The sequence below is a fragment of the Ideonella aquatica genome, from assembly GCF_018069755.1.
GTDB classification, from domain to species: Bacteria; Pseudomonadota; Gammaproteobacteria; order Burkholderiales; family Burkholderiaceae_C; genus Ideonella; species Ideonella aquatica.
This window is the reverse complement of sequence record NZ_JAGQDE010000002.1, coordinates 370,156-395,522: the sequence shown is the minus strand read 5'-3', so window position 1 is coordinate 395,522 and position 25,367 is coordinate 370,156. Positions and strand designations below refer to the sequence as shown.

Genomic DNA, 25,367 nt, shown 5'->3' with positions numbered 1-25,367 from the left:
GCGGCTCGGCTCACAGCGCCGCCACCTCGACCAGGCAGTCGTAGAAGGACGGTGCCTGGCCCAGGTCGGTCAGCTGCTGGTGCGTCAGTTCGTTGACGTTGGTGCCATTGCGGCCGAACTTGCGCCACCACACGCCCAGGCCGTTGACCACGCCGGGCCGGGCGCGGCCGTTGACGCGCAGCACGCAGTGGTGCTCGCCGCGGTCGTTGAAGACGCGCACCGGCTGGCCGTCGGCCAGACCGCGGGCGGCGGCGTCGTCGGCATGCATCTCCAGGCAGGGCTCGCCCTCGATCGCGCGCAGGCTCTTGACGTTGACGAAGGTGGAGTTCAGGAAATGGCGCGCCGGCGGCGAGATCATCGCCAGCGGGTAGCGCGCGGCCAGCTCGGGCGTGGCCTCGGCGCACTCGTGGTTCAGCACCACCTGGGGCAGCGGCGTGGCCAGGGCCTTGCCGCTGGGCGTGGCGAAGCCGCCGTTGGCGAAGGGCGCGTCAGGCACCGGCAGGCGGGTCCAGCCGTCGCGCCACAGTGCGGCGTGGTCGATGCTGTCGTTGAAGGCGCCGCGCGCCAGGGCCTCGTCGCTGTCCTGAAAGCAGGGCTCACTGAAGCCCAGGCGGGCGGCCAGTTGGCGGAAGATCTCGGCGTTCGAGCGCGCCTGGCCGCGCGGCGGGATGGCCGGCTGGTTGATCAGCACCCAGGTGTGGCCGTAGCTGGTGTGGGCATCCCAGTGCTCCAGCTGGGTGGTGGCGGGCAGCACGTAGTCGGCGTGGTCGGCGGTGTCGGTCAGGAAGTGCTCCAGCACCACGGTGAACAGGTCCTCGCGGCGGAAGCCCGCCACCACCTTGCCCGATTCGGGCGCCACCGCCACCGGGTTGCTGTTGTAGACCACCAGGGCCTCGATCTTCGGGCCGAAGCCGGCGCCGCCGGGGTGCAGCAGCGCGTCGCCGATGGTGCTCATGTTGACGGTGCGCGGCTGGCGGCCGGCCAGCAGGTCGGGCCGCTGCAGCCAGGCGCTGGCCTTGGCCGGCGCGGCCCAGCCCGAGGCCGACAGCAGCAGGCCGCCGGCCCGGTGGCGCCAGGCGCCGGTCAGGCAGGGCAGCAGCGCGATCAGGCGCACCGCATTGCCACCGCCGCGCACGCGCTGCATGCCGTAGTTCAGGCGGATCGCCGCCGGGGCGGTGGTGCCGTAGTCACGCGCCAGGCCGCGCACCTCATCCGCGGTCAGCCCGCAGGCGGCGGCGCTGCGCTCGGGCGGCCACTGCAGCGCCAGCGCGCGCAGCGCCGGCCAGCCCTCGACATGGCGGTCAATGTAGTCCTGGTCCAGCCAATCGTTGACGATCAACTCGTGCATCAGGCCCAGCGCCAGCGCGCCGTCGGTGCCCGGGCGCAGTGCCAGGTGCTGGTGGCATTTCTCGGCGGTCTCGGTGCGGCGCGGGTCGATGGCCACGAGCTTGGCGCCAGCGCGCTTGGCGGCCTGGGCGTAAGTCCAGAAGTGCAGGTTCGAGGCGATCGAGTGGCTGCCCCAGACCAGGATCAGCCGGCTCTCGGCAAAGTGCTGCACATGCATGCCCAGCTTGCCGCCATAGGTGGCGGCCAGGCCCTCGCCGCCAGCCTCGGCGCAGATGCTGCGGTGCAGGCGCGAGGCACCCAGGCGGTGCCACAAGCGCGCCGCCATGCTCTCGCCCTGCACCAGCCCCATCGTGCCGGCGTAGCTGTAGGGCACGATGGCCTCGGGCTCCCGGGCCGCGATCGCGCCCAGGCGGCGGGCGATGTCGTCCAGCGCCTCGTCCCAACCCACCGGCTCGAAGCGGCCCTCGCCCTTGGCGCCAACGCGGCGCAGCGGCGTCAGCACGCGCTCGGGGTGGTCGGTACGCTCGGCGTAGCGCGAGACCTTGGTACACAGCGCGCCGTGGGTGGTCAGGTGGTCCGGATCGCCCTGGATGCGCACGATGCGCTCGCCGTCCACCGTCACCTTCATGGCACAGGTGTCGGGGCAGTCGTGCGGGCAGGCGGCGTGGACGGTGCGCAGGGACTCGCTCATGGGCGGGGATGATGGCACAGCCGCCTCCCACGATCGAGCGCAGGGTCTCGCTGAAACAGCTGATTCCGCTGCCAGAATCCCACCCACAACACCGAACTCGTTGGGAGTCCAGAATGAATCTCCATCGTCGCCAGACGCTGGGCGCGCTGGGTGCGGCCGCCTTGGGCTGGCCGCTGAGCGGCCGCGCCCAGCGCAGCAACCGCCTCGTGCTGGGCCAGTCGGCCGCGTTCAGCGGGCCGGCCGCGCAACTCGGCATTGAGCTCAACCGCGGCGCCAAGCTGTGCTTCGACGCCTTCAATGCCGGCGGCGGCCTGAACGGCATCACGATCGAGATCCAGTCGCTCGACGACGGCTACGACCCCGAGCGCTGCAAGGCCAACACCGCGCGCTTCCTGTCGGACGAGGTCTTCGCGCTGTTCGGCTATGTGGGCACACCCACCGCGCTGGCGGCGCTGCCGCTGGTCAAGGAGGGTCGCACACCCTTCATCGCCCCGTTCACCGGCGCCATGTCGCTGCGCGAGCCGGCGCTGCGCCAGGTCTTCCACGTGCGCGCCTCGTACGACGACGAGACCGCGCTGATCGTGCGCCAGCTGACCGGCCTGGGCCTCAAGCGCATCGCCGTGTTCCGCCAGAACGACAGCTACGGCCAGGCCGGACTGGACGGCGTGGTCAAGGCCCTGAAGGCGCAGCAGCTCGAGCCGGTGGCGGTGGGCACGGTGGAGCGCAACACGGTGGAGGTGGCGGCGGCCGTGAAGGCCATCGTCGCCGCCCGGCCCGACGCCGTGGTGCAGATCAGTGCCTACAAGAGCTGCGCCGCCTTCGTCCGCGCGGCGCGCCAGGCCGGCTATGGCGGCACCTTCTACAACGTGTCCTTCGTCGGCACGCAGGCGCTGGCCGACGAGCTGGGCAAGGACGCGCACGGCGTGATGGTCAGCCAGGTCATGCCCTACCCCTACACACAGTCGATCGCCATCGTGCGCGACTACCTGGACCTGGTGCGCAAGGCCGGCGGCGGCCTGCGGCCCAACTACTCGGGCATCGAGGGCTACATCGGCGCGCGAGTGCTGATCGAAGGCCTCAAGCGCGCCCGCAGCATCAGCCCCGACGGCCTGGTGGGTGGCCTGGAGGCGCTGCAGAACTTCTCGCTGGGCGGTTTCACAGTCAACTTCTCAGCCGGCAACCACGTGGCCTCGCGCTTCGTCGAGCTGTCGATGCTGACCGCAGACGGCGGCGTGCGCCGCTGACCCCCGGCCCACCGGGGTCGGGCCCCGCCCGCTAAGATCGCCCCCATGGCCTTGATTGACGACCTCCGCACCCACCACGACGAGATCACCCAGATCCGCCGCGACCTGCACGCCCACCCCGAGCTGTGTTTCCATGAGGTGCGCACCGCCGATGTGGTGGCCCAGCGCCTGACCGAGTGGGGCATTCCGATCGTGCGCGGCCTGGGCACCACGGGCGTAGTGGGCATCGTCAAGGCCGGCAGCAGCGAGCGCGCCGTGGGCCTGCGCGCCGACATGGACGCGCTGCCGATGACCGAGTTCAATACCTTCGAGCATGCCAGCCGCCACCCCGGCCGCATGCACGCCTGCGGCCACGACGGCCACACCGCGATGCTGCTGGCGGCGGCGAAGCACCTGGCCACGCAGCGGAACTTCGACGGCACCGTCTACCTGATCTTCCAGCCGGCCGAGGAAGGCGGCGGCGGCGCCCGCGAGATGATCAAGGACGGCCTGCTGCAGCGCTGCCCGATGGACGCGGTGTTCGGCATGCACAACTGGCCCGGCCTGCCCGCGGGCGACCTGGCGGTGTGCCGCGGCCCGGCCATGGCCTCCAGCAACGAATTCAAGATCACGATCCGCGGCAAGGGCTCGCACGCCGCGCTGCCGCACAACGGGATCGATCCCGTGCCGGTGGCCTGCCAGATGGTGCAAGCCTTCCAGACCATCGTCACGCGCAACAAGAAGCCCACCGACGCGGCGGTGATCTCGGTCACGATGATCCACACCGGCGAGGCCACCAACGTGGTGCCCGACCAGTGCGTGATCGAGGGCACGGTGCGCACCTTCACCATCCCCGTGCTCGACATGATCGAGCAGCGCATGGGCGAGATCGCGCGCCACACCGCCGCCGCCTTCGGCGCCACGGTCGATTTCGAGTTCGTGCGCAACTACCCGCCCACCATCAACCACGACGCCGAGGCCGATTTCGTCCGCTCGGTGATGCAGGAGGTGGTCGGTGCGGAGCGCACCCACGAGTTCGACCCGACGATGGGCGCCGAGGACTTCAGCTATTTCCTGCTGGAGCGTCCGGGCGCCTATTTCGTGATCGGCAACGGCGAGGGCGACCACCGCGGCGCCTACTCTGACGCCACCCACGGCCTGGGCCCCTGCACGCTGCACAACCCGCACTACGATTTCAACGACGCCCTCATCCCCACCGGCGCCGCACTGTGGGTGCGCCTGGCCGAGCGGTGGCTGGCGCCGCGCTGAATCATCTGGTCTTTTTTTGACCGCAGCCGGTCCACTGCCGGCCTGGGCGGTGGACGCCACTGCGGCGACCATGGCATCCTCCTCATTGACCAGATGCCCTGAGATGACCACCACCGCCCTGCTGCTGATCGACGTGCAACAAAGCTTCGTCGCCCGGCCCTACTGGAACGCCGATCGGGCGCGTCCGTTTCTGGCGCACTGCAATGCCCTGGTGCAGGGCGCCGAGCGGGCAGGCTTGCCCATCGTGCGCGTCTTCCACACCGACGGCCCGGCCCAGGCCGACAACCCCTTTGCCCAGGCCAGCGGACTGATCCGCCCCCTCGACGGCCTGGTCGACTTCAGCGCCGCACTGACGGTGGAAAAGCACCGCCACAGCGCGCTGGTCGGCACGCCGCTGGCGGTGTGGCTGCGCGAGCAGGGCATCGGCCGCCTGATCGTGGCCGGCATCCGCACCGAGCAGTGCTGCGAGACCACCACCCGCCACGCCAGCGACGAGGGCTGGCAGGTCGACTACTGCACCGACGCCACGCTGACCTTTGACATGCGCACGCCCAGCGGCGCGCTGCTCAGCGCTGACGAGATCACCGAGCGCACCGCCACCGTGCTGGCCGGCCGCTTCGCGACCCTGGTCAGCGTGGACGAGGCGCTAGAGCGCGCCGCATGCCGACAGCCGGCCTGAGCCCGTCGGCGGCAGCGCCGGTCGAGGTGCTGTTCGTCGTCCTGCCCGACACGCTGCTGCTGGACCTGGCCGGCCCGGCCGAGGCCTGGCGGCTGGCCAACCAGGCGCTGGCCCGGCAGGGGCGCGCGCCGCTGTGGCGGCTGCGCTTTGTGGGGCCGCAGGCGCAGGTACTGTCCTCGGTGGGCGCGCAGTTGTCGGCCATCGAGCCGCTGCCCGATTCGCTGGGGCCGAGGCCCTGCTGGGTGGTCCTGCTGGGCCGCCCGGGCGAGGCGGCCGAGGTGGTGCGCCAGCGCCGCCCCTGGCTGGCCGCGCGCGACTGGCTGGGCCGCGTGCTGGCCCCCGCGTTGGCGGAGCCCGACGCGCCGCACCGCCTGCTGACGGTGTGCTCGGGCGCGCTGCTGGCGGCCGATGCCGGCTTGCTCAATGGCCGCTGCGCGACCACCCACCATGAGCTGCTGGACGACCTGGCCCGGCTGGCCCCGGCGGCGCGGGTGCTGCCCGACCGGGTCTTCGTCGACGACGGCAACCTGCTGTGCTCGGCCGGCGTGACCGCCGGCATCGACCTGGCGCTGCACTGCATCGCACGGCATGCCGGTGAAGCGCTGGCGGCCGAGGTGGCGCAGGTGCTGGTGGTGTTCCACCGCCGCGGGGCCGGCGATCCCGAGCGCTCGCCGCTGCTGGCCGGGCGCAGCCACCTGCACCCGGCGCTGCACCGGGTGCAGAACGCGGTGGGCGAGCGCCCGGCCGAGGACTGGACGCTGGAGCGCCTGGCCGAGGTGGCCCATGTGACGCCGCGCCACCTGGGCCGGCTGTTCACCGAGCACGTGGGCTGCACGCCGCGCGACTATGTGGAGCGGGTGCGCAGCGCGTTCATGCGCGAGGCCCTGGCCGCGGGCTGGCCCATGGCCCGTGCGCTGGCGCTGGCCGGCTTCAGCAGCGACCGCCAGTGGCGCCGGGCGCGCTCACGTCTGTCAGCAGCGGACGCCGCGTGAGGCCAGGTCGCGCTCCAGCCGCTGCGGGTCGGTGAACAGCAGGGCCGGCAGGCCGAAGCGGTTGGAGGCCTCGATGTTGGCCAGGTGGTCGTCGATGAACAGGCTGTCGCGCGGCGTGATCTCGAAGCGCTTGAGCGCCAGCGCATAGATCGCCGGGTCGGGCTTTTGCAGCCGCACCTCGGACGAGAAGATGCCGTCCTCGAAGCCCAGCAGGAAATCGTGCGTGCGGCGCAGGTGCTCGGCGTAGGGCGCCGGCATGTTGGAGAGGTAGTAGAGCTTGTGGCCGGCCACGCGCAACCGGCGCAGCAAGGCCACCATCTCGGGCACCGGGGCCAGTGCGTCGGGCACCGCATCCAGCACCGCCTGCACCTCGGACAGCGTCAGCCCAGTGCGGGCGGCGATGCGCTGCGCGGTTTCCACGGCCGTCGCGTGGCCGCCGTCGAACGCGCCCCAGTCGCCGGTGTAGCCCTGGAAGAAGCGGTCCTTCCAATGGTCGGCGGCCTCAGGCGTGTTGGCCCGCTCGGGCAGCACGCGGGCGATCAGGCGCACCGGGTTCCACTGGAAGACCACGCCGCCGAAATCGAAGATCAGGTGGGTGGGCTTCATCGGGCGTCCTCGGGTTGATCAGGCACGCAGACGTTGTAGCAGCGCCGCCGTGGAGCCGTCCAGCCCGGACAAGTCCCCGGAGCCGAAGCGCGGCAGCAACTGGTTGCACAGCGCCTTGCCCAGCTCCACGCCCCACTGGTCGAAGGCGTTGATGCCCCAGACCGTGGCACTGGTGAAGACGCGGTGCTCATAGAGCGCGATCAAGGCCCCCAGCGCGCGCGGCGTCAGTGCCTCCAGCACCAGCGTCGTGCTGGGGCGGTTGCCGGGGAAGCTGCGGTGGCGCGACAGCACGGTGCGGTCCAGCGTGGCCGATGCGGTGGGGGCGCTTTCGGTGGCGGCCTCGGCCGCGGTCTTGCCCAGCATCAGCGCCTGGCTTTGCGCCAGGCAGTTGGCCAGCGCCTTGGTGTGCAGCTCGGCGTGATCGTGGGTGGGGGTCTTGACCGCGATGAACTCCACCGGGATCACGTCGGTGCCCTGGTGCAGCATCTGGAAGTAGGCGTGCTGGCCGTTGGTGCCGGGCTCGCCCCAGACCACCGGGCTGGTGCCCAGGCGCAGCGCGCGGCCGTCGGTGTCCACCCGCTTGCCGTTGGACTCCATCTCCAGCTGCTGCAGGTAGGCCGGAAAGCGCTTCAGGCCCTGGTGGTAGGGCGCCACCGAGCGGCTGCTGAAGTGGTGGAAGTTGCGGTACCAGACGTCCAGCAGGCCCAGCTGCACCGGCAGGTTCTCGCGCAGCGGGGCCTGGGCGAAATGCTGGTCCATCGCGTGCGCGCCGGCCAGGAAGGCGCGGAAGTGGTCAGCGCCGATGGCGATAGCCAGCGGCAGGCCGATCGCGCTCCACAGCGAGTAGCGACCGCCCACCCAGTCCCAGAAGCCGAAGGTCTCGGTGATGCCGAACTCGGCCGCCGCCTTCAGGTTGGTGGTGACGCCAACAAAGTGCTTGCGCGTGTCGGTGCCGCCCTTGGCCAGGAACCAGGCGCGGGCGACGCCAGCGTTGGCCATCGTCTCCTGCGTGGTGAAGGTCTTGCTGGCGATGATGAACAGCGTGGTGGCCGGGTTCAGCCGGCGCAGCACCGGTGCGATGTCGTGGCCATCCACGTTGGACACGAAGTGCAGCCGCAGGCCCGGGTGGCTGTGGGCGTCCAGCGCCGGCACCGCCATCCGCGGGCCCAGGTCGGAGCCACCGATGCCGATGTTGACGATGTCGGTGATACCGCTGCTGGCGGTGTCGCGGATGCGTTCGGCGAAGGCCAGCACGCGGTCCAGCACCTCGTGCACCTCGTCGCTGAACGGGCCGGCGCCGCGCGGTGCGCGCAGCGCGGTGTGCAGCACGGCGCGGCCTTCGGTGGTGTTGATCGGCTCGCCGGCCAGCATGGCGTCGCGCCGGGTGGGCAGCTGAACCGCCTCGGCCAGCTCCACCAGCAGGCGCCGGGTGCTGTCGTCCCACAGGTTCTTCGACAGGTCGGCAAAGACCTCGGGCGCCTGCAGCGAGAAGGCGGCGGCGCGGTCGGCATCGCGGGCGAAGGCCTCGCGCAGGTCCAGCTCGCGGCCATGGGCTTCGAAGTGGCCGCCCAGCGCGGTCCAGGCGATGGTCTCGTCGCAACGCGGATGCGCCATGGTCAGGCTCCCAGGATCAGGGTGTCGAGCTTGGCTGCGTCGGCGGCGAACAGGCGGATGCCCTCGGCCAGCTTCTCGGTGGCCATCGCGTCCTCGTTCAGGGCGTAGCGGAACGAGGCTTCATCGTGGTGCACCACCGGCAGGTCCAGGTCGCGCGCGGTGGCGGCGTCCAGCGCCGGCGTCAGCGGCGCCTCGGCCGCCTGCAGCTTGGCCAGCAGCTCGGGGCTGATCGTCAGCAGGTCGCAGCCGGCCAGCGCGGTGATCTGGCCGATGTTGCGGAAGCTCGCCCCCATCACCTCGGTGGCGATGCCGTGCTTCTTGTAGTGGTTGAAGATGCGCGCCACCGAGCGCACGCCGGGGTCGTTGGCGCCGGACTGCGCGGCCTCGTCCCAGGCGGCGCCAGCCTGCTTCTTGGTCCAGTCGTAGATGCGGCCGACGAAGGGGCTGATCAGCTGCACGCCGGCATCGCCGCAGGCCACCGCCTGGGCGAAGGAGAACAGCAGCGTCAGGTTGCAGTGGGTGCCCTCGGCTTCCAGCTCGCGCGCGGCCTGGATGCCCTCCCAGGTGGCGGCGATCTTGATCAGCACCCGCTCGCGCGGGATGCCGGCGGCCTCGTACAGCGCGATCAGGCGGCGCGCGCGGGCCACGGTGGCGGCGCGGTCAAAGGACAGGCGGGCGTCGACCTCGGTGGAGACGCGCCCCGGCACCACCTTCAGGATCTCCAGGCCGAAGCGCACCAGCACCTGGTCGACGATCACATCGAGCGGCTGGTCGCGGTGGGCTGCCACCGTGTCCTTCAACAGCGGTGCGTACGCCGGCTGCTGCACCGCTTTCAGGATCAGCGAGGGGTTGGTGGTGGCGTCGCGCGGCGCGTACTGCGCCATCTGGTGGAAGTTGCCGGTGTCGGCCACCACCGTGGTGTAGGCCTTGAGTTGGTCAAGCTGGTTCATCGCATCTTTCGGTTGCAGCAGCGCCAGCAAGGCGCGTTCCAGACGGAATTAGAACCCGACCAACCGCGGCCCGGGGTTCGAGTCGGTTACATCCAACCAGGGCCAAGTCCCTGCCCCGATTGACCCGCAAAAGAAACTCATGCATCATCGGAATGGTAACTTAATTACATCACCATGTCCTTCGACCTCGTGTTCTTCGGCGGTACCGGCGACCTCACCTGGCGCAAGCTGATGCCGGCGCTGTTCCAGGCCTTCCGCCACGGCAAGCTGCCCGGTGGCGGCCGCATCCTGGCGGTGGCGCGCGATGACCGCAGCGACGCGGATTACCGCGCCTTCATCAAGGAGCGCTTCTCCGAGGTCGAGCCGTCCAAGCGGCCCAGCGACGAGGAGTTCGCCCGCTTCGCCGAGCTGCTGCACTACCGCCGCATGGACCTGTCGCAGCCGGCCGACTACGCCGGCCTGAAGGCCTGGCTGGACGAGCGCGGGGCGGATACCGCGGTGCTCTACCTGGCCACCAGCCCGCACCTGTTTCCGGTGATCTGCGAACAGCTCGGTGCCGCCGGCCTGAACGGCCCCAAGGTGCGCGTGGTGCTGGAAAAGCCGCTGGGCCACGACCTGGCCAGCGCGCAGGAGATCAACCGCGTGGTGCGCTCGGTGTTCACCGAGACGCAGGCCTTCCGCATCGACCACTACCTGGGCAAGCCCAGCGTGCAGAACCTGATGGCGCTGCGCTTTGGCAATGCCCTGTTCGAGCCGCTGTGGCGACGCGAGAGCATCGCCAACATCCAGATCACGCTGGCCGAATCATTGGGCGTGGGCACGCGCGGCGACTTTTATGACCGCACCGGCGCGCTGCGCGACATGATCCAGAACCATGCGCTGCAGCTGCTGACGATGATCGCGATGGAGCCGCCGTCCACGAATGACGCCGACGCCATCCGCGATGAGAAGCTCAAGGTGCTGCGCTCGCTCAAGCCCTTCACCGCCGAAAGCGTGGCGCGCGACGTGGTGCGTGGCCAGTACCGCGCCGGCACGGCCGACGGCAAGAAGGTGCCGGGCTACCTGGAGGAGGTCAAGGTGCCGGCCGGCAGCCACTGCGAAACCTTCGTCGCGCTGCGCACCGAAGTGCAGAACTGGCGCTGGGCCGGCGTGCCCTTCTACCTGCGCACCGGCAAGCGCCTGGCGGCGCGCGACGCGCAGATCGTCGTCAACTTCCGCCCGGTGCCGCACCCGATCTTCCCGGGCCCGACACTGGCCAACAAGCTGGTCATCAAGCTGCAGCCCGAGGATGGCCTGGAGCTGCACATGCTGGCCGCCAAGGGCTCGGGCACCAGCGACGCGCTGGCGCCGGTGTCGCTGGACCTGGACTTCGACAAGGCCTTCCCCAGCGACCGCGTGGGCGCCTATGAGCGCCTGCTGCTGGACGCCATCGCCGGCCGCCTGAACCTGTTCGTGCGCAGCGATGAGCAGGAGCAGGCCTGGCGCTGGGTCGAGCCCATCCTGGACGCCTGGCAGCGTGACGGCAGCAGTCTGAAGACCTACGCCGCCGGCAGCTGGGGCCCGGCCGCGGCCAGTGCGCTGGTGGCGCGGGATGGCTGCGCCTGGGCGGAAGAGCAATGAGCCGCGACTGGAGCACGGCCCTGATGGGCTCGGTGAGTGCCGCCCCCGTGGGCGCGCGCTGGGCGCATGGGCGTTCAGGCGCGACAATCCACGGCCAACTGGTGTCCCCCGACATGCTCGACCGCATCCGCGCCTCCATCCCTGCCCTGCCGCCCGCCGAGCAGCGCGTTGCCAAGCTGGTGCTGGCCGATCCGCGCAGCTTTGCGTCGATGCCGGTGGGTGAGCTGGCCGAGCGCTCGCACGTCAGCAAGCCCACCGTGGTGCGCTTCTGCCGCAGCGTAGGCTATGACGGCCTGGCCGACTTCAAGCTCAAGCTGGCCGGCACGGTCAACGAAGGCGTGCCCTTCGTGCACCGCGCGGTGGACGAGGACGACAAGCCCGGCGACATCATCGTCAAGGTGATCGACAACGCGGTCAGCGCGCTGCTGAAGTACCGCAACGACGCCACCAATCACGCCTTCGACCGGGCCATGGCTGCGCTCACCGAAGCCGCCCAGCAGGGCCGGCGCATCGAGTTCTACGGCGTGGGCAACTCGGGCATCGTGGCGCAGGACGCGCAGCACAAGTTCTTCCGCCTGGGCATCAACTCGGCCGCGCTGGGCGACGGCCATGTGCAGGTGATGAGCGCCACCATGCTGCAGCCGGGGGACTGCGTGATCGTGATCTCCAACTCGGGCCGCAGCAAGGACCTGATCGATGCGGCCGAGATCGCCCTGAAGAAGGGCGCCTCGCTGATCGCGATCACCGCCAGTGGCTCACCGCTGGCGCAGCTGCTGCAGTCGGCGGGCCAGATCCTGCTGCCGGCCGACCACCCGGAGGATTTCGAGCGCTACGTGCCAATGGTCTCGCGCCTGCTGCACCTGATGATCATCGACATCCTGACCACCGGCGTGGCGCTGCGCCTGGGCCCGGCCCGCCGGCCGGTGCTGCAGGAAATCAAGCGCAACCTGCGCCAGCGGCGCTATCTGCAGCCCGAGTAGCCTCAGGACAGCGCCAGCAGCGCCTGCACGCCGTACAGGCGCGCCAGGTCCTGCAGCCGCGCGGGGGCGCCGCGCACCTCGAAGCGCAGGCCGCGCGAGGCGGCCTGGCGCTTGAGCTCGAGCAGCACGGCCAGTGCCGACGAATCAATCTGGGTCAGCGGCGACGCATCGACCACCGCCTCGCCCTGGGCCGAGGCCAGTTCGCCGGACAGCGTGGCCAGCGTCTGGCGCGCCTCGCGCAGCGTCAGTTGGGCGGGCAGCGCCAGCATCAGGCCTTGCCGCCCGTCGCCGCCTTGGCGTTCTTGTCGGCCAGCGACTTGATCAGGCCATCGATGCCGTTGGCATTGATCTCGGTGGCGAAGCTGTTGCGGTACTGGTCGACCAGCCACACGCCCAGCACATTGACGTCGTAGATCTTCCAGTCGGTGCCGGCCTTCTCCAGGCGGTAGTCCAGCTGGATGGGTTCGCCCTTGCCCTTGATCTCGGTGCGCACGACCACTTCGGTGTCGTCAGCGCCGCCGCGCTGCGGCTTGAGCTTGATGGTCTGGTCCTTGACCTGGCTGAGCGCGCCCGCATAGGTGCGTACCAGCAGGGTCTTGAACTCGGCCTGCAGGCGCTGCTGCTGCTCGGGCGTGGCGGTGCGCCAGGCGCGGCCCACCGCCGAGGCGGTCATGCGCTGGAAGTTGACGTGCGGCATCACCTTGGCATCGACCAGGGCGTTGATCTTGCCCACGTCACCGGCCTGGATGGCCTTGTCGGCCTTCAGCGTGTCGAGCACCTCGGTGGACAGCGCCTGGATCTTGGCATCGGCCGTGACGGCCTGGGCCTGCGCGGCCGGTGCCACCAGGGCGGCCACGGCCAGCACGGCGGGCGCGGTCCAGCGGGCGATCAGAGCGGATTCAAACATCGGCTTTTCCTTCTCGGATGAGCGCGGCATGAAGGCCGCGCGGTACTCCCTCAACGCGCCGGGCCGGCAGCGGTTCACCGCCGGGGCGTGACAAATCGTGCGCTTACTGCGCGGGGTCCTCGTCGGGCGGGTCACCGTCCCAGACCAGGTTGCGGCGACGCGCCAGGTAGGCGTCGCGCAGAAAGGCATAGGGGTCCAGCGAGACATCGCCCAGCAGCTTGGAGGCGCCCAGCAGCTCGGAGCGGGTCTGGGTGAGCTGCAGGCCATTGGCGGCGATCACGCCGCCATCGTCATTGATCACGCGGCCGATGTTGACCGCGGTCTTGTCCAGCGGCAGCGCAGCGGCGTCGCGCAGGGTGCTGGGGCCGAACAGCGGCAGCACCAGATAGGGCCCCGACGGCACGCCCCAGTAGCCCAGGGTCTGGCCGAAGTCCTCGCTCTGGCGCTCCAGCCCCATCTCGGTGGCCGGATCCAGCAGGCCGCCCAGACCGAACACGGTGTTGGTGGCCACGCGCATCGTCATTTGCGCGCCTTGAACCACCTTGCCCTGCAGCAGCTTGTTGACCGCCGACCAGACGTCGCCGATGTTGCCGAAGAAGTTGCCCACGCCCGAGCGCACCAGCTCGGGGACGGCGGCCACATAGGCCTCGGCGACGGGCTTGAGCACGGCCTTGTCGACGCTGTCGTTGAAACGGTAGACGGCCCGGTTGCCGCGCTCGAACGGGTCCTTGGGCGAGGTGGGCGAGGTGGTCGAGGCGGCTGCGTCGGCGGCCTCAGGGGCAGCGCTCTGAGCCCACAGCGGCGTGGCGGACAGCCCCAGGACCAGCAGCAACGCAGCGGTCTTCATTTCTTCTCTCCGTCACCGGCCTCGGCGGCCTTGTTGAACAGGAACTGCCCGATCAGGTTTTCCAGCACAACGGCCGACTGGGTCTGGCGGATGACATCACCCGCGGCCAGGTTCTTCTCGTCGGCGCCGGGCTCGATGCCGATGTACTGGTCGCCCAGCAGGCCGGCGGTGAGGATCTTGGCCGAGGAGTCCTTGGGGAATTCGACGCCGCGGTTCAGGTCCAGCGTGACCACGCCCTGGTAGGTCTTGGGGTCGAGCACGATGGAGGTGACACGGCCGACATTGACACCCGCCGAGCGCACCGGCGCGCGCACCTTCAGGCCGCCAATGTTGTCGAAGCGGGCCTGCAGGCGGTAGGTGTCGCCCCCGCTGGCGAAGCTGCCCAGGTTGGCGGCCTTCAGCGCCAGGAACACCAGGGCCAGCGCGCCCAGGGCGACGAACAGGCCGACGAGGATTTCAATGCTTTTCTTGTTCATGAGGAGATCTCCCGGGTCCGTTCAGGGGGTGGAGAACATCAGCGCGGTGAGGATGAAGTCCATCGCCAGCACCCCCAGCGAGGCATTCACCACCGTGCGGGTGGTGGCGTAGGCCACGCCCTCGGGCGTGGCTTCGGTCTCGTAGCCCTGGTAGAGCGCGACGGTGGTGCAGATCACGCCGAAGACGAAGGACTTGACGATGCCGTTGCCGACATCGCGCCAGACATCCACCCGGTCCTGCATGATCGACCAGAAGTTGCCGGCGTCCACGCCGATCAGCAGCACCGCCACCACATAGGCGCCCAGGATGCCGATGGCGGAGAACAGCGCGGCCAGCAGGGGCATGGCGACGATGCCGCCGATGAAGCGCGGCGCCAGCACGCGCTGGCGCGGGTCGATCGCCATCAGCTCCATCGCGGCGATCTGCTCGCCCGCCTTCATCAGGCCGATCTCGGCAGTCAGCGAGGTGCCGGCGCGGCCGGCAAACAGCAGCGCGGTGACCACCGGCCCCAGCTCGCGCACCAGCGCCAGGTTGACGATCAGGCCCAGCGACTCGGCCGCGCCGTAGGTGACCAGCGCGTAGTACATCTGCAGCGCCAGCACAAAGCCCACCGCCAGGCCCGAGGCCAGGATGATGACCAGCGAGCGGTTGCCGATCGCGTGGATCTGCTGCACCACCAGACCGAAGCGGCGCAACGCGGCGGGCAGCGCCTTGAGCAGCTCGAAGGAGAAGATCGCGGCATGGCCATAGCCGGCCAGTTGGTCCAGGGTGCGCCGCCCCAGCGTCTGCAGCCACGTCATGCGCGGCCTCCCAGGCCGAAATCCTCGGCCACCGGCGGCGCCGGGTAGTGGAACTTGATCGGGCCGTCGGGCTCACCGCGCACGAACTGGCGCACCTCGGGGTCGGTGGAGTCCATCAGGTCCTTGGGCGTGCCCTGGGCGACGATGCGGCCGCCCGGTGCCATCAGCACCACCCAGTCGCTGATCGCCATGCACTCGGGCACGTCGTGCGAGATCAGCAGCGTGGTGGCGCCGGTGACGTCGGTCAGCGTGCGGATCAGCTTGGCGGCCACGCCCATCGAGATCAGGTCGAGGCCGGCGAAGGGCTCGTCGTACATGATCAGCTCGGGGTCCAGCGCGATCGCGCGGGCCAGCGCAATGCGCCGCGCCATGCCGCCCGAGACCTCGCTGATCTTCAGCGGCGCCGCGCCGCGCAGTCCCACCGCATCGAGCTTCATCAGCACGATGTCGCGGATCAGCGCCTCGGGCAGGTCGGTCATCTCGCGCAGCGGGAAGGCCACGTTGTCGAAGACCGTCAGGTCGGTGAACAAGGCACCGAACTGGAACAGCATGCCCAGGCGCCGACGCAGGCGGTAGAGCTGGTCCTTGTCGCGGGTGTTGATCACCTCGCCGTCAAACACGACGCGGCCGCTGCTGGGCGCGTGCACGCCACCGATCAGCCGCAGCAGCGTGGTCTTGCCACAGCCCGAGTTGCCCAGCACCGAGGTGACCTGGCCGCGGCCGAAGACCAGCGACACGTCGTTGAGGATGGTGCGCTGGCTGTCGTACCCGAAGGTGACGTGGTCGATCTCGATGAAGGGGTCGCGGTCCATGCAATCTCAGGGATGACCCGAAGATTGTCGCATGGGGGTTGAAGACCCCATGGCGGCTTTGCCCGCCTTCACACGGGCGTCACGCAGGAGGGTTGCGCAAACGACAACGGCCGGGCAGATGCCCGGCCGTTGTGCTCTTGCAGGCTGTTCAGCGCGGCAGGGCGCTGCTGCCCATCAGGTACTCGTCGACCGCGCGGGCGGCCTGGCGGCCTTCGCGGATCGCCCAGACCACCAGCGACTGGCCGCGGCGCACGTCGCCGGCGGCGAAGACCTTGGGCACGTTGGTGGCGTAACCACCCACCGCCTCGGTGTGGGCCTTGGCGTTGCCGCGGGCGTCCTTGTCGACGCCGAAGCCTTCCAGCAGCGTGGCCACCGGGTTGGTGAAGCCCATCGCCAGCAGCACCAGATCGGCCTTCCAGGACTTCTCGGTGCCGGGGATCTCGACCAGCTTGCCGTCCTTGAACTCGACGTTCACGGTGGTCAGGCCGGTGATCTTGCCCTTCTCGCCGGTGAAGGCCTTGGTGGAGATGGCGAACTCGCGCTGGCAGCCTTCCTCGTGGCTGGAGCTGGTGCGCAGCTTGATCGGCCAGTAGGGCCAGACCAGCGGCTTGTTCTCCTGCTCGGGGGGCATGGGCATCACCTCGAACTGGGTGACGCTGGCGGCGCCGTGGCGGTTGGAGGTGCCGACGCAGTCGCTGCCGGTGTCGCCGCCGCCGATCACGATGACGTGCTTGCCATCGGCGCGGATCTGGCCCTTGAGCTTGTCGCCGGCATTGACCTTGTTCTGCTGCGGCAGGAACTCCATCGCGAAGTGCACGCCGTCCAGGTCGCGGCCGGGCACCGGCAGGTCGCGGCTCTGCTCGGCACCACCGGTGATCAGCACGGCGTCGAACTCGGCCTTGAGCTGCTCGGGGCTGACCGTGGCCTTGGCCCAGTTGGTGACCTTGGAGTCCTTGGGCAGCTCGCCGACGATGGTGCCGGTGCGGAAGACCACGCCTTCGGCTTCCATCTGCGCCACGCGGCGGTCGATGTGCGTCTTCTCGAACTTGAAGTCGGGGATGCCGTAGCGCAGCAGGCCACCGATGCGGTCGTTCTTCTCGAACACCGTGACCGCATGGCCGGCGCGCGCCAGCTGCTGGGCCGCGGCCAGACCGGCCGGGCCGGCGCCGACCACGGCCACGGTCTTGCCGGTCTTCACCGCCGCGGGCTGCGGCTTGACCCAGCCCTCTTCCCAGGCCTTGTCGATGATGGCGTGTTCGAGCGACTTGATGCCGATCGGGTCGCCGTTGACGTTGACCACGCAGGCGGCCTCACAGGGCGCCGGGCAGACGCGGCCGGTGAACTCGGGGAAGTTGTTGGTGCTGGAGAGCACCGCGAAGGCCTGCTTCCACTGGTTCTTGTAGACCAGGTCGTTGAAGTCAGGAATGATGTTGTTGATCGGGCAGCCGTTGTTGCAGAAGGGCGTGCCGCAATCCATGCAGCGTGCGCCTTGCACCTTGGCCTGCTCGGCCGTCAGGCCGATGACGAATTCCTTGTAGTTCTTGAGGCGCTTCTCGACGGGCAGGTAGCCCTCTTCGATGCGCTCGTACTCCAGGAAGCCGGTGACCTTTCCCATGATGTGATTCCTCGTGTTCGGGGCGGTTTACTTGGCGGCCGGGGCCTTGGCGGCCGCCTTGCTGCCCTTGGCCTTGCCGACGGCCTCGTCGGCTTCCTTGGCGGCGTGGATCTCGCCCAGTGCGCGCTTGTACTCGTGCGGGAAGACCTTGACGAACTTCGCGCGGGACTCGGTCCAGCTGTCGAGGATCTCGCGCGCACGCAGCGAGCCGGTCCACTTGTGGTGGTCCTCGATCAGCTTCTTCAGCAGGGTTTCGTCGGCCTGATCGCGGTGCCAGATGGCGCGCGGGATGCCGGCCTCCTGCTCGGCTGCCGGCAGCACCTTGTCCAGCGCGACCTGGGCGGTGTTGCAGCGCTTGGCGAACAGGCCGTCCTCGTCATAGACATAGGCCACGCCGCCCGACATGCCTGCCGCGAAGTTGCGGCCGGTCTTGCCCAGCACCACCACGGTGCCGCCAGTCATGTACTCGCAACCGTGGTCGCCCGTGCCTTCGACCACCGCCGAGGCGCCGGACATGCGCACCGCGAAGCGCTCGCCGCCCACGCCACGGAAGAAGGCCTCGCCGCTGGTGGCACCGAACAGCGCGGTGTTGCCGACGATGATGTTCTTGGTGGCGTCGCCGCGGAACTCGATCGAGGGCCGCACCGCGATGCGGCCGCCCGACAGGCCCTTGCCGGTGTAGTCGTTGGCTTCACCGATCAGGTACAGCGTGATGCCGGTGGCCAGGAAGGCGCCAAAGCTCTGGCCGCCGGTGCCCTCCATCTGGATGAACAGCGTGTGGTCGGGCAGGCCTTCGGGGCGGTGCTTGATCAGCTCGCCCGACAGCATCGCGCCGACCGAGCGGTTGACGTTGCGCGCGTCCTCCATGAACTGGACCTTCTCGCCCTTGTCGATGGCGGCGCGGCTCTTCTCGATCAGCTTGACGTCCAGCGCCTTGCCCAGGCCATGGTCCTGGGTATCGACATGGAAGCGCGCCACGCCGGCCGGCACCTGCGGCACATGGAAGACCTTGGAGAAGTCCAGGCCCTTGGCCTTCCAGTGGCTGACGGCCTTGCGGGTGTCGAGCAGGTCGGCGCGGCCGATCAGGTCCTCGAAGCGGCGGATGCCCAGCTGCGCCATGATCTGGCGCGCTTCTTCGGCGACGAAGAAGAAGTAGTTCACCACGTGCTCGGGCTTGCCCGAGAACTTCTGGCGCAGCACCGGGTCTTGCGTGGCCACGCCCACCGGGCAGGTGTTCAGGTGGCACTTGCGCATCATGATGCAGCCCTCGACCACCAGCGGCGCGGTGGCGAAGCCGAACTCATCGGCGCCCAGCAGCGCGCCGATGACGACGTCGCGGCCGGTCTTGATCTGGCCGTCGGTCTGCACCCGCACGCGGCCGCGCAGGCGGTTGAGCACCAGGGTCTGCTGGGTCTCGGCCAGGCCCAGTTCCCACGGGGTGCCGGCGTGCTTGATCGACGACCACGGCGAGGCGCCGGTGCCGCCGTCATGGCCGGCGATGACGATGTGGTCGGCCTTGCACTTGGCCACGCCGGCAGCGATCGTGCCCACGCCCACCTCGGACACCAGCTTGACGCTGATGTCGGCCTTGGGGTTCACGTTCTTCAGGTCGTGGATCAGCTGGGCCAGGTCCTCGATCGAGTAGATGTCGTGGTGCGGCGGCGGGCTGATCAGGCCCACGCCCGGCACCGAGTGGCGCAGCTTGCCGATGTACTCGGAGACCTTGCCGCCCGGCAGCTGGCCGCCCTCGCCCGGCTTGGCGCCCTGGGCCATCTTGATCTGGATCTGATCGGCCGAGACCAGGTACTCGGTGGTCACGCCGAAGCGGCCCGAGGCGACCTGCTTGATCTTCGAGCGCAGGCTGTCGCCCGCCTTCATCGCGTAGTCGGCCTCGATCTGCTTCTCGCCGACGACCTGCGACACCTTGGTGCCATCGGTGATGGCGATGCCCTTGAGCTCGTTGCGGTAGCGCGCCGGGTCCTCGCCGCCTTCACCGGTGTTGCTCTTGCCGCCGATGCGGTTCATCGCCAGCGCCAGTGTGCTGTGGGCCTCGGTGCTGATCGAGCCCAATGACATGGCGCCGGTGGCAAAGCGCTTGACGATCTCGGCGGCAGGCTCCACTTCGTCCAACGGGATGGCCTTGCTGGGATCGATCTTGAACTCGAACAGACCGCGCAGCGTCAGATGGCGCTTGCTCTGGTCGTTGATGATCTGGGCGTATTCCTTGTAGGTGTCGAACTTGCCCGAGCGGGTGCTGTGCTGCAGCTTGGCGATCGCGTCGGGCGTCCACATGTGCTCTTCGCCGCGGGTGCGCCAGGCGTACTCGCCGCCAGCGTCCAGCATCTCGGCCAGCACCGGGTCGCTGCCGAAGGCGGCGCGGTGGTTGCGCAGGGCCTCTTCGGCCACCTCGAAGACGCCGATGCCCTCGACCTGGGTGGCGGTGCCGCGGAAGTACTTGGCGACCATGTCCTTGTTCAGGCCAATGGCCTCAAAGAGCTGCGCGCCGCAGTAGGACATGTAGGTCGACACGCCCATCTTCGACATGATCTTCGAGAGACCCTTGCCAATCGCCTTGACGTAGTTGTAGATCGCCTTGTCGGTGGACAGCGCGCCCGGCAGCTCGTCGTGCATCGCTGCCAGCGATTCCATCGCCAGGTAGGGGTGCACGGCCTCGGCGCCGTAGCCGGCCAGCACGGCGAAGTGGTGCACCTCGCGCGCGGAGCCGGTTTCCACCACCAGACCGGCGGTGGTGCGCAGGCCCTCGCGCACCAGGTGGTGGTGGATGGCCGACAGCGCCAGCAGCGCGGGGATCGCCACCTGGGTGGGGCTGACGCCGCGGTCGGTGATGATCAGGATGTTGCGGCCGCTGCGCAGCGCATCGACTGCTTCGGCGCACAGCGAGGCCAGCTTGGCCTCCACGCCCTGGTGGCCCCAGGCCAGCGGGTAGGTGATATCGATCTCGGCGACCTTGAACTTGCCGCCGGTGGCCGACTCGATCGCGCGCAGCTTGGCCATGGCCTCGAAGTCGAGGATGGGCTGCGACACCTCCAGGCGCATCGGCGGGTTCACCGCGTTGATGTCCAGCAGGTTGGGCTTGGGACCGATGAAGCTGTTGAGCGACATCACGATGGCCTCGCGGATCGGGTCGATCGGCGGGTTCGTGACCTGGGCGAACAGCTGCTTGAAGTAGCTGTACAGCGGCTTGTTCTTGTCGGACAGCACGGCCAGCGGGCTGTCGTTGCCCATCGAGCCGATGCCCTCTTCGCCATTGATCGCCATCGGCGCCATCAGGAACTTGATGTCTTCCTGGGTGTAGCCGAAGGCCTGCTGGCGGTCGAGCAGCGGCACGGCCGAGGCCGGCGCGGCTTCGGCGGCAGGGGTCAGGTCATCGAGCTTGACGCGGACGTTGTCGATCCACTGGCGGTACGGGCGGGCGCTGGCGTACTGCGCCTTGAGCTCCTCGTCGTCGACGATGCGGCCCTGCTCGAAGTCGATCAGGAACATCTTGCCGGGCTGCAGGCGCCACTTCTTGACGACCTTGTTCTCGGGGATGGGCAGCACGCCGGACTCGGAGGCCATGACGACCAGGTCGTCATCGGTGACCAGGTAGCGCGCCGGGCGCAGGCCGTTGCGGTCCAGCGTGGCGCCGATCTGCTTGCCGTCGGTAAAGACCATCGCGGCGGGGCCGTCCCAGGGCTCCATCATCGAGGCGTGGTACTCGTAGAACGCGCGGCGGCGCGCGTCCATCATCTCGTGCTGCTCCCAGGCCTCGGGGATCATCATCATCGCGGCCTGCGCCAGCGGGTAGCCGGCCATGGTCAGCAGCTCGAGCGTGTTGTCGAAGGTGGCGGTGTCCGACTGGCCCTCGAAGCTGATCGGGTAGAGCTTGGGCAGGTCCTCGCCCAGCACCGGCGACTTCATCACGCCTTCGCGGGCGCGCATCCAGTTGAAGTTGCCCTTGACGGTGTTGATCTCGCCGTTGTGGGCCACCATCCGGTACGGGTGGGCCAGCGGCCACTCGGGGAAGGTGTTGGTCGAGAAGCGCTGGTGCACCAGGGCCAGGGCCGAGACGGTGCGCGGATCCTGCAGGTCCTTGTAGTACTTGCCGACCTGGTCGGCCAGCAGCAGGCCCTTGTAGATGATCGTGCGGCAGCTCATGCTGGGCACGTAGTACTCACGGCTGTGGGTGAGCTTGAGCTTCTGGATCGCGGCCGAGGCGGTCTTGCGGATCACGTAGAGCTTGCGCTCCAGCGCATCGGGCACGATGACATCGGCACCGCGGCCCACAAAGACCTGGCGGATGATCGGCTCGGTGGTGCGCACCGTGGGCGACATCGGCATCTCGGTGTCGACCGGCACGTCGCGCCAGCCCAGCAGGACCTGGCCCTCGGCCTTGATGGCGCGCTCCATCTCCTGCTCGCAGGCCAGGCGGCTGGCGTGCTCCTTGGGCAGGAAGATCATGCCCACACCGTATTCGCCCGGCGGCGGCAGGGCCACGCCCTGCGCGGCCATCTCGGCGCGGAAGAAGTCGTCCGGGATCTGGATCAGGATGCCGGCGCCGTCGCCCATCAGCGCATCGGCGCCCACCGCGCCGCGGTGGTCCAGGTTCTCCAGGATCTTCAGGCCCTGCTCGACGATCGAGTGGTCCTTCAGGCCCTTGATGTGCGCCACGAAGCCCACGCCGCAGGCGTCCTTCTCGGCCGACGGCTGGTACAGGCCCTGCTGGGCCAGCGATTGAATTTCCTGGGGCGAAGCCACCCCGGCAGCGGCCTTGGTCATGGCGCACTCCTACACGTGATCAGGGATGACCCGAGGATACGGGCCTTCCCTCCCCGACTCAAGCAGATTTAAATGGTGTCAGACTCCATTTAATTCGGAGAGCAGCCGTCAGAACCAATTTATTGGTGTCAGACTCGATTAAATGCTGGTCGCCCAGGACTCAGGCTTTGACGGCGGGCTTGGGCGGACGACCACGCCGCCCTGGCGTCAATCGGCGCTGGGTCTGCTGAGCCAGCGCGGCCACGAAGCGCTCGCCGCCCAGCACGCCGCCCTTGGTCAGGGTGTCGTGGAGGAAGCGCTCGCGCGACTCGTCCAGCCCCTCCTCCAGCCAGCGCCGATAGGCGGCTTCCCGCTCAAAAGGGGTGTTGCCCAGCAGCCAGAAGGCGGGATGGTCGGTGATCAACGGATCCTGCCGCGCGCCAAGGTGGTGCGCCAGACTGGACCAGCGGTAGCTGAGCAAGTCAGATGCCAGGCCGGCGCGCTGCGGGTTGAGTTCGACATAGCGCTGGCAGGCGAGGAAGTAACCCTCGGTGTCGACCACACTGGTCTTGAAGCGCCCTTCCCAGAGCGTGCCACGGCGCTGGTGCCGATGATTGAACCAGCCCACATAACGCCGCCCCAGCGACTGCATCGCCCGGCTCAGCGAGGCCTCGTCCGGCGGTGTCAGCAGCAGGTGGATGTGGTTGCCCATCAACACGTAGGCATGCAGCACCAGGCGGTACTCGCGCAGCGCGACCTGCAGGTCGTCCAGGAAACGCTGGCGATCCTGCTCGTCCAGAAAGACCGGCTGGCCGTTGTGGCCGCGCTGGATCAGGTGATGAGGCAGGCCGGGCGCGACCAGCCGCAGCGGGCGACCCACCTCAGGTTCCCTCCAGAAACAGCTGCTGCCCCGTCAGGCGTTGGTGCTCGCGCCGGGCGTAGCGATCGGTCATGCCGGCGATGTAATCGGACACGCCGCGGGCCGCGTCGGTCGGGTCGCGAAACTCCGGCGGCAGCAAACCGGGATCGGCCATGTAGGCGGTGAAGAGGTCGGCGACGATGCGCCGCGCGCGCGCCGTGCTGTCATTGACCTGGGGGTGTCGGTACAGCGCCGCGAACAGAAAGCGCTTCAGCGCAGCACTGTCGTGGCGCATGGCCTCGCTGAATCCGATCAGACCTCGACAACGGCGGGCGGCCCAGGCGTCGGCCGGCTGCGCCGCATCGAGAGCCGCCTGGCTGGCGGCGATCACGTCGTAAACCTGGGCGGACAGCATGCGGCGAATGGTTTCGGCCAGCAGGCGCCGCGGCGGCATCGCGGCCAGGCCCGGGTGGGTCGCCAGGGCCTCGCAGCAATGGCGATCGACCAGTGGCACCTCACGCGCCTGCTCCAAGGTGATCAGGCCGGAGCGCACGCCGTCGTCCAGGTCATGGGCGTTGTAGGCGATCTCGTCAGCCAGATTGGTCAACTGCGCCTCAAGGCTGGGCTGGGTGCCATCGATGAAGCGGCGGCCCACCCCGCCGGGCTCCTGCTGCTCCATCGCCGTGGCCAGCGCCAACGGACAGCGCTTGAGGATGCCCTCGCGGGTTTCGAAGCACAGGTTCAGACCGTCCCATTCGGGATAGCGCTGCTCCAGCCGGTCGACCACGCGCAGACTCTGCAGGTTGTGCTCAAAGCCGCCCCAGGGCGCCATGCACTCGTCCAGTGCGTCCTGGCCGGCATGGCCGAAGGGGGTGTGGCCCAGGTCATGGGCCAGCGCGATGGTCTCGACCAGGTCCTCGTCCAGGCGCAGGCTGCGGGCGATCGAGCGGCCCAGTTGCGCCACCTCCAGCGAGTGGGTCAGCCGGGTGCGGAACAGGTCGCCTTCATGGTTGATGAAGACCTGGGTCTTGTAAACCAGCCGCCTGAAAGCGCTGCTGTGGATGATGCGGTCACGGTCGCGCTGGAAGTCGTTGCGCGTGGGTGCCGGCGGCTCTGGGCGACGTCGGCCGCGGCTGAGCGGCGCCTGGCTGGCCCAGGGCGCCAGGCGCGGAGCCGGCGACTCAGGCACACAGGGACTCGATGACATCGGCCACCAGCGCATCGGGGGCCGGGCGCACGACGGCGCTGCCCAGACCCTCGATCAGCACGAAGCGGATCTCGCCAGCGCTGGCTTTCTTGTCCACGCGCATGTGCTGCAGGTACTCGGCTGCACCCAACCGGGGCCCGCGCACGGGCAGCCCGGCGCGCTGCAGCAGCGCCTCCAGCCGTGGGCGCAGGTCGGCCGCGCACAGGCCCAGGCGGGCCGACAGCTCGGCCGCCATCACCATGCCAGCCGCCACCGCCTCACCGTGCAGCCAGACGCCAAAGCCCAGGCCCGCTTCGATCGCATGGCCAAAGGTGTGGCCGAAGTTGAGGATGGCGCGCAGCCCCGCCTCGCGTTCGTCGGCGCCGACCACCTCGGCCTTGATCTCGCAACTGCGCGCCACGGCATGGGCCAGCGCGGCCTGGTCGCCGGCGCGCAAGGCCTCGATGTTCTGCTCCAGCCAAACCAGGAATGCGGGGTCGTGGATGGGCCCGTACTTGATGACCTCGGCCAGGCCCGCCGACAACTCGCGAGGGGGCAGCGTGGCCAGCGTGGACAGGTCGCACAGCACCCGCAGAGGCTGGTAGAACGCCCCGATCATGTTCTTGCCCAGCGGGTGGTTGATGGCCGTTTTGCCGCCCACCGACGAATCCACCTGCGCCAGCAAGGTGGTGGGCACCTGCACGAAGGGCACGCCGCGCATGTAGCTGGCGGCGGCAAAGCCGGTCATGTCGCCAATCACGCCACCGCCCAGCGCATAGAGCACGGTCTGGCGGTCGCAGCCCTGGGCCAGCAGCACGTCGAAGATCGTGTTCAGCGTGGTCCACTCCTTGTGGGCCTCGCCGTCGGGCAGCACGATGTTGAGCACCTGCGCATGACGCGGCGCGAGGGCACGCTGAAGGCGTTCGGCGTACAGCGGCGCCACGGTCTCGTTGCTGACGATGACCGCGGTGGACGAGCGGGGCAGGCCCTCGAAGCTGTCGGAGCGCTCCAACAGGTCCGCGCCAATGCAGACGTGGTAGCTGCGCTCCCCCAGATCAATCGCGACGCGCCTCAACTCGATCCCCTCGATGACATCCAGCCCCCTCGGCCGGACCCGCAGTGTACGCGGCGTGTG

21 protein-coding genes are annotated in these 25,367 nt (G+C 69.2%); 6 read left to right on the top strand and 15 right to left on the bottom strand.

Annotation, left to right across the window (positions count from 1 at the left end; all coding sequences use genetic code 11):
• Positions 1-10: 10 nt before the first annotated feature.
• Entirely contained in the window at positions 11-2,038 is a 2,028-nt protein-coding gene (locus KAK06_RS03990) for a molybdopterin-containing oxidoreductase family protein (RefSeq protein ID WP_210800582.1), read from the bottom strand.
• A gap of 113 nt (positions 2,039-2,151) precedes the next feature.
• Between KAK06_RS03990 and KAK06_RS03985 the strand changes: the two genes are divergently transcribed.
• The 4 genes from KAK06_RS03985 (at position 2,152) to KAK06_RS03970 (ending at position 6,201) form a co-directional block, all read left to right on the top strand.
• Positions 2,152-3,282, top strand: coding sequence for an ABC transporter substrate-binding protein (locus tag KAK06_RS03985; RefSeq protein WP_210800580.1), 1,131 nt, complete (start codon positions 2,152-2,154; stop codon positions 3,280-3,282).
• Positions 3,283-3,327: 45 nt separating this feature from the next.
• Positions 3,328-4,530, top strand: coding sequence for a M20 aminoacylase family protein (locus KAK06_RS03980; protein WP_210800578.1), 1,203 nt, complete (start codon positions 3,328-3,330; stop codon positions 4,528-4,530).
• Between the two features lie 103 nt (positions 4,531-4,633).
• Positions 4,634-5,209: an isochorismatase family protein gene (locus KAK06_RS03975; protein WP_210800576.1), complete on the top strand. Its 576-nt coding sequence runs from the start codon at positions 4,634-4,636 to the stop codon at positions 5,207-5,209.
• Positions 5,191-6,201: a GlxA family transcriptional regulator gene (locus KAK06_RS03970; RefSeq protein WP_210800574.1), complete on the top strand. Its 1,011-nt coding sequence runs from the start codon at positions 5,191-5,193 to the stop codon at positions 6,199-6,201. The genes KAK06_RS03975 and KAK06_RS03970 overlap by 19 nt, the downstream gene beginning before the upstream one ends.
• On the opposite strand, the gene KAK06_RS03965 is transcribed toward KAK06_RS03970, so the two are convergent.
• The 3 genes from KAK06_RS03965 to tal are packed head-to-tail and all read right to left on the bottom strand — an operon-like array spanning position 6,181 to position 9,371.
• Complete coding sequence (locus KAK06_RS03965) at positions 6,181-6,807, bottom strand: HAD family hydrolase (protein WP_210800572.1); 627 nt, start codon at positions 6,805-6,807, stop codon at positions 6,181-6,183. The genes KAK06_RS03970 and KAK06_RS03965 overlap by 21 nt on opposite strands.
• 18 nt (positions 6,808-6,825) lie before the next feature.
• Complete coding sequence (pgi, locus tag KAK06_RS03960) at positions 6,826-8,421, bottom strand: glucose-6-phosphate isomerase (RefSeq protein WP_210800570.1); 1,596 nt, start codon at positions 8,419-8,421, stop codon at positions 6,826-6,828.
• A 2-nt stretch (positions 8,422-8,423) separates the two neighbouring features.
• A complete protein-coding gene (tal, locus tag KAK06_RS03955) occupies positions 8,424-9,371 on the bottom strand; it encodes a transaldolase (protein WP_210800568.1) in 948 nt (315 codons plus the stop codon).
• Between the two features lie 174 nt (positions 9,372-9,545).
• Here tal and zwf point away from each other — a divergent pair, with 174 nt between their 5' ends.
• Positions 9,546-10,991 carry a glucose-6-phosphate dehydrogenase gene (gene zwf, locus KAK06_RS03950; protein WP_210800566.1) on the top strand — a complete coding sequence of 482 codons (1,446 nt, stop codon included), beginning with the start codon at positions 9,546-9,548 and terminating at the stop codon, positions 10,989-10,991.
• Positions 10,992-11,104: 113 nt separating this feature from the next.
• Positions 11,105-11,971 (top strand): MurR/RpiR family transcriptional regulator, encoded by an 867-nt coding sequence (locus KAK06_RS03945; RefSeq protein WP_210800686.1) that lies wholly within the window; start codon positions 11,105-11,107, stop codon positions 11,969-11,971.
• Between the two features lie 2 nt (positions 11,972-11,973).
• Here KAK06_RS03945 and KAK06_RS03940 read toward each other — a convergent pair whose 3' ends face one another.
• The 11 genes from KAK06_RS03940 to aroB all read right to left on the bottom strand — a co-directional run bounded on the left by KAK06_RS03940 (position 11,974) and on the right by aroB (position 25,307).
• A complete protein-coding gene (locus tag KAK06_RS03940) occupies positions 11,974-12,240 on the bottom strand; it encodes an STAS domain-containing protein (RefSeq protein WP_210800564.1) in 267 nt (88 codons plus the stop codon).
• Positions 12,240-12,878, bottom strand: a complete 639-nt coding sequence (locus tag KAK06_RS03935; RefSeq protein ID WP_210800562.1) for an MlaC/ttg2D family ABC transporter substrate-binding protein — start codon at positions 12,876-12,878, stop codon at positions 12,240-12,242. Before KAK06_RS03935 ends, KAK06_RS03940 begins: the two co-directional genes overlap by 1 nt.
• 103 nt (positions 12,879-12,981) lie before the next feature.
• Positions 12,982-13,725 (bottom strand): MlaA family lipoprotein, encoded by a 744-nt coding sequence (locus KAK06_RS03930; RefSeq protein ID WP_210800561.1) that lies wholly within the window; start codon positions 13,723-13,725, stop codon positions 12,982-12,984.
• Positions 13,722-14,201: an outer membrane lipid asymmetry maintenance protein MlaD gene (gene mlaD, locus KAK06_RS03925; protein ID WP_210800559.1), complete on the bottom strand. Its 480-nt coding sequence runs from the start codon at positions 14,199-14,201 to the stop codon at positions 13,722-13,724. The genes KAK06_RS03930 and mlaD overlap by 4 nt, the downstream gene beginning before the upstream one ends.
• 21 nt (positions 14,202-14,222) lie before the next feature.
• A complete protein-coding gene (mlaE, locus tag KAK06_RS03920) occupies positions 14,223-15,002 on the bottom strand; it encodes a lipid asymmetry maintenance ABC transporter permease subunit MlaE (RefSeq protein WP_210800557.1) in 780 nt (259 codons plus the stop codon).
• The gene (locus KAK06_RS03915; protein ID WP_210800555.1) at positions 14,999-15,814 is read right to left on the bottom strand and encodes an ABC transporter ATP-binding protein; all 816 of its coding nucleotides are present in this window, start codon (positions 15,812-15,814) and stop codon (positions 14,999-15,001) included. Before KAK06_RS03915 ends, mlaE begins: the two co-directional genes overlap by 4 nt.
• A gap of 148 nt (positions 15,815-15,962) precedes the next feature.
• Positions 15,963-17,429, bottom strand: a complete 1,467-nt coding sequence (locus tag KAK06_RS03910; RefSeq protein ID WP_210800553.1) for a glutamate synthase subunit beta — start codon at positions 17,427-17,429, stop codon at positions 15,963-15,965.
• A gap of 27 nt (positions 17,430-17,456) precedes the next feature.
• Positions 17,457-22,208 carry a glutamate synthase-related protein gene (locus tag KAK06_RS03905; protein WP_210800551.1) on the bottom strand — a complete coding sequence of 1,584 codons (4,752 nt, stop codon included), beginning with the start codon at positions 22,206-22,208 and terminating at the stop codon, positions 17,457-17,459.
• A 160-nt stretch (positions 22,209-22,368) separates the two neighbouring features.
• Positions 22,369-23,067, bottom strand: coding sequence for a transposase (locus tag KAK06_RS03900; protein WP_210800549.1), 699 nt, complete (start codon positions 23,065-23,067; stop codon positions 22,369-22,371).
• A 1-nt stretch (position 23,068) separates the two neighbouring features.
• A complete protein-coding gene (locus KAK06_RS03895; RefSeq protein WP_310741026.1) occupies positions 23,069-24,235 on the bottom strand; it encodes a deoxyguanosinetriphosphate triphosphohydrolase in 1,167 nt (388 codons plus the stop codon).
• Positions 24,228-25,307, bottom strand: coding sequence for a 3-dehydroquinate synthase (aroB, locus tag KAK06_RS03890; RefSeq protein WP_247652620.1), 1,080 nt, complete (start codon positions 25,305-25,307; stop codon positions 24,228-24,230). Before aroB ends, KAK06_RS03895 begins: the two co-directional genes overlap by 8 nt.
• Positions 25,308-25,367: the final 60 nt, after the last annotated feature.